Annotated in this window: 5 protein-coding genes; all 5 read left to right on the top strand. The window is 74.1% G+C overall.

Annotation, left to right across the window (positions count from 1 at the left end; translation table 11 throughout):
- The first annotated feature begins 187 nt into the window (after positions 1-187).
- Complete coding sequence (locus tag HMPREF3086_RS02130; RefSeq protein WP_061914887.1) at positions 188-475, top strand: ArsR/SmtB family transcription factor; 288 nt, start codon at positions 188-190, stop codon at positions 473-475.
- Between the two features lie 93 nt (positions 476-568).
- Positions 569-1,888 (top strand): DUF6986 family protein, encoded by a 1,320-nt coding sequence (locus tag HMPREF3086_RS02125; RefSeq protein ID WP_063935631.1) that lies wholly within the window; start codon positions 569-571, stop codon positions 1,886-1,888.
- On the top strand, positions 1,885-3,285 hold the full coding sequence (gene allB, locus HMPREF3086_RS02120; RefSeq protein WP_063935630.1) for an allantoinase AllB: 1,401 nt from the start codon (positions 1,885-1,887) through the stop codon (positions 3,283-3,285). Before HMPREF3086_RS02125 ends, allB begins: the two co-directional genes overlap by 4 nt.
- Entirely contained in the window at positions 3,282-4,307 is a 1,026-nt protein-coding gene (gene alc, locus HMPREF3086_RS02115; protein WP_070719925.1) for an allantoicase, read from the top strand. The genes allB and alc overlap by 4 nt, the downstream gene beginning before the upstream one ends.
- A 76-nt stretch (positions 4,308-4,383) precedes the next feature.
- Positions 4,384-4,764, top strand: a 381-nt coding sequence (locus HMPREF3086_RS02110; protein WP_246830857.1) for an XdhC family protein, incomplete at its 3' end; no start/stop codon positions are given.

Genomic DNA, 4,764 nt, shown 5'->3' with positions numbered 1-4,764 from the left:
CCACCCGCCCCGCCGGCCGCGGGCATCGCGCAGCCCGACGCGAGCACGCCCAGTGCGACGGCGGCGCCGGCGGCGGCGTAGAACGGTCTCACGAGCAGCTCCTGCCTGCGGGGGATACGTGTCCGCCCGGACACATACTGCGGTGAGCGTAGAGACGGAATGTGTCGCCGCTGTTACGGAGGAACCGATGGACGTCGACGACTGGGCCGCCCGGTTCGACCTGCTCGCCGACCCCACCCGGCTCGGGCTCCTCGCGCACATGCACCACGCCGGACCGGGCGTCGCGACGGTGTCCGACCTGGCTGGCGCCGTGGGCATCACCCGCAACGCCGCGTCCCAGGCGCTGCGGATCCTGCGCGAGCAGGGCTGGGTGTCCGCGACCCGGGACGAGACCGACGGCCGGATCGTGCGCTACACCCTCGTCGACGAGACCGTGCACCGGATCCTGCACCTCATGGGTGCGCGACACGACTGAGCGCGGCGTAACACGGGCGACATGAGCGGGTCACCGCCGCGGAACCCGGTCTGGATACACATGGAGCGCATCGCCGGCCCTCCAGGAGAACCCATGCCCTCGCTCACACGCCTGTACACCCGCGCCGATCTGGCTCTGGCCGCCGTCGACGCCGCGGCGGTGCGGCGATTCCCCGACACGCCACCCACCCGGCAGCCCGTGCACACCCTGTACCTGCCCGCCGACCGCGTCGGCGCCGGCGTGGTGGCCGAGACGGGGGCGGCCGCGCTCGCGGCGTTCGACGAGCACCTGCCGAACCCCGGTGCCCTGCGGAGGGTGTTCAGGGCATGCCTGGTCAGCGGTGGTGCGGAGGGCCAGACAGAGTCCTCGGAGCTCCACGCACTGGTCCGGGCCAAGCTCGAGCGGGAGCCGATCGAGGACCTGCGCATCGACTTCGAGGACGGCTTCACCCAGCGCGGCATACCCGCCGTGCTGCGCGACTGCGCCGAGGACGCCCACGTCGACCGGGTGCTCGCCGAGGTGGTGACCCGGCCCGGCGACGCCCTGCCGCCGTTCTGGGGACTGCGCTTCGGCTCCTTCGACCCGACCACCCGGCGCCGGGGAATCCGGACCTTCGTCCGGGTGGTCGAGGGTCTCGCCGCCGCGCCGGACCGCGACTCCCTGCTGGCCGGGTTCCGGCCCACCCTGCCAAAGGTCACCGCCGTCGAGCAGGTGCGCGTCATGGCCGCGCTGTGCCGCGACCTCGAGTCCGCCCACGGTCTGGCCGCGGGCACGCTGCGGTTCGAGATCCAGATCGAGACCCCCCAGTCGATCTGCGGCCCCGACGGCACGGCGCTGGTCGCGCGGCTCGTCCACGCCGCCGACGGCCGCTGCGTCGGGCTGCACTACGGCACCTACGACTACTCGGCCTCCCTCGGTATCGCCGCCGCGTACCAGGCCATGGACCACCCGGCCGCCGACCACGCCAAGGCCGTCATGCAGGTCGCCGCCGCCGGCACCGGCGTCGCACTGTCGGACGGGTCGACCAACCGACTGCCCGTCGGCGAGGCCGACGCGGTCCACGACGCCTGGCGGTTACACGCCACGCTCGTCGACCGCTCCCTGCGCCGCGGCTTCTACCAGGGCTGGGACCTGCATCCCGCGCAGCTGGTGTCCCGGTACGTGGCCACCTACGCCTTCTACCGGCGTTCGGTGCCGGCCGCGTGCGCGAGGATCGCCGCCTACCTCGGCACGGGCCCGGACGCCGGATACCTCGACGAACCCGCCACCGCCCGCGCCCTGGCCGACTTCTGCGTCCGCGCACTGGACTGCGGGGCCGTCACCGCCGACGAGATCACCACCCGCGCCGGGCTCGGTCGGGATGACCTGGTCACCCTGACCCGGCCGGGAGCCCGACCACAGGAGAGCAGATGACCCACCCCGGCCTCGTGATCCGGGCGCCCCGGGCGATCGTCGACGGCGCGGAGAGATCCGCCCTCGTCGTCGTCGCCGATGGCACCATCACCACCGTCGACACCGCGCCGGGCGCCCTCGACCGGCCACCCACCGGTGCCCGGACGGTGACCCTGCCCGGCGACGCCGTCCTCCTGCCCGGCCTGGTCGACACGCACGTGCACGTCAACGAACCCGGCCGCACCGACTGGGAGGGATTCGCCAGCGCCACCCGCGCGGCGGCGTGCGGCGGCGTGGCCACCCTCATCGACATGCCGCTCAACTCCAGCCCCGTCACCACCAGCCCCGCCGCGCTCGACGCCAAGCTCGCCAGTACGCCCGGGACACTGCACGTCGACGTCGGATTCTGGGGCGGAGCGGTGCCGGAGAACCTCGGTCGACTTCGCGCACTGTGGGACCGCGGCGTGTTCGGGTTCAAGTGCTTCCTGCTGCACTCGGGCATCGACGAGTTCCCGCCACTGGACCCCGCGCAGATGGAGGCGGCCATGGCCGAGATCGCGGGGTTCGGTGGGCTGCTCATCGTGCACGCCGAGGACGCCGGCACCATCGCAGCGCAGACGCCGCCGTCGGGCCCCGCGTACACCGGGTTCCTCGCCTCGCGGCCCGTCGACGCCGAAGTGCGCGCGATCGCGCAGGTCATCGACGGCGTCCGCCGCACCGGATGCCGCGCCCACATCCTCCACCTGTCGGCCGCCGCGGCGTTGCCGCTCATCCGCGAGGCCAAGGCCGAGGGGCTGCCGCTGACCGTGGAGACGTGCCCGCACTACCTGTCGCTGTTCTCCGAGGAGATCCAGCCCGGAGCCACCCACTACAAGTGTTGCCCGCCGATCCGCGAGGCCGGTAACCGCGAGGCGCTGTGGGAAGGGCTGCGCGACGGGACGATCGACCTGGTCGTCTCCGACCACTCGCCGTGCGTGCCCGAGCTCAAGCGCTTCGACACCGGCGACTTCGGGCAGGCGTGGGGCGGGATCGCCTCGGTGCAGCTGGGACTGCCGATCATGTGGTCCGAGGCCCGCCGGCGAGGGATGGGCCTCGCCGACGTGGTGCGGTGGATGGCCTCGGCGCCCGCCGCGTTCGCGGGCCTGTCCGACCGGGGCGCGATCCGTCCCGGCGCCCGCGCCGACCTGGTGGTCCTCTCGCCCGACGACGCGTTCGTCGTGCTGCCCGAGCGGCTCCAACACAAGAACCCCGTCACCGCCTACGCCGAACGCGCCCTCGCCGGTGTGGTGCGCGAGGTCTACCTGGCCGGCCGGCGCGTGGACCTCGGCCAGCCCGCCGCCGGTCGGCCGGTGACCAGGCCCGGCGCCCCGGAACTCAGTCCCGCCACCCCGCCCGCCCGAACGGAGATCCCCACATGACCGCCGCCTCACCCCCCACGCCCGCCTTCCTCGCCCTCCCGGACCTGGCCTCGCGTGCCCTGGCCGGCGCGGTCGTGTACGCCGACGACGAGTTCTTCGCCGAGAAGGAGAACCTGATCCTGCCCGGGGAGCCCCTGTTCGACCCGACCCTGTTCGGGCACAAGGGCAAGATCTACGACGGGTGGGAGACGCGGCGGCGGCGCACGCCGGGCCACGACGCGGCGATCATCCGGCTGGGCGTGCCGGGCGTGGTCCGGGGCGTCGTGGTGGACACCGCCTTCTTCCGCGGAAACTACCCGCCGCAGGTCGCGCTGGACGGGGCGTGGATCGACGGCTATCCGGACCCCGGACAGCTCGCAGCGGCGCCGTGGCGGCCGCTGGTCGAACCGTCGTCCGCGCAGGGCGACACCCGGAACCCGTACGCGGTGGCCGACGAGCACCCCGTGACGCACGTGCAGCTGCGGATGATCCCCGACGGCGGCGTCGCCCGGCTGCGCGTGCACGGCGAACCGACCCCTGACCCGCGTTTCCTCGCCGGGACCGTGGACCTCGCGGCGGCGGAGAACGGCGGCCGGGTCGTGGACTGCTCCGACCTGTTCTACTCGTCGCCGGCCAACATCATCGCGCCCGGCCGGTCCCGCCACATGGGCGAGGGCTGGGAGAACGCGCGCCGCCGCGACAACGGCAACGACCACGTCACCATTGCCCTGGCCGGCCCGGGCACGGTCGACCACGTGGAGATCGACACCTCCTACTACATCGGCAACTCCCCCGGTTCGGCATCCCTGCACGGCATCCGCACGACCGAGGACCTCGAGCGACCCGAGGCGTGGGTCGAGCTCGTGCCCCGAACCCCGTTGCAGCCGGACACCCGTCACCGGTTCCTCGTGCCTCACACCGAACCGGTGCGGTTCGTCCGCCTCGACGTCTTCCCCGACGGCGGCATCGCCCGCCTGCGCGTGCACGGCCGGCTCACCCGGGACGCGCTCGAGGCGATGGCGGCGCGGCTGCCGCGGGGCTGATCTGCGCCCACGCGCCGTAACAGCCCGCGCCCCCGCGCGAAACACCGCGGCAACCCGGCCGCGCCACGATGAGCGCATGGAGCGCGTCCTCGAGACCTTGAGCAGATGGCGGGCCGAGGGCGTGCCGTGCGCCCTGGCCCGTGTCGTGGCCACGGGCGGGTCGGCTCCGCTCGCGCCCGGCACGGCGATGGTCGTCGCCGCGACCGGCGCGGTGGCGGGCGGGGTGTCCGGGGGCTGCGTCGACGGTGCCGTGTTCACGCTGTGCCAGCAGGTCCTCGACGACGGGCGCCCGGTCACCACGGTGTTCGGTCCCGACGGTGACGAGCTCCTCGGCGTCGGCCCCACCTGCGGTGGGAACCTGGAGGTGTTCGTCGACCTCCTCCCGCCGCGCGCCGGCCAGGGCTCGCGCGCGGCCCACCCCGTCGACGTGCTCGCGCGCGCCGTGGGGGAGGGCCGG

This window comes from Dietzia sp. HMSC21D01 (assembly GCF_001815995.1).
Taxonomy (GTDB): domain Bacteria; phylum Actinomycetota; class Actinomycetes; order Mycobacteriales; family Mycobacteriaceae; genus Dietzia; species Dietzia cinnamea.
Note: the sequence above shows the minus strand (reverse complement) of the source record. Positions and strands in the feature narration are given on the sequence as shown.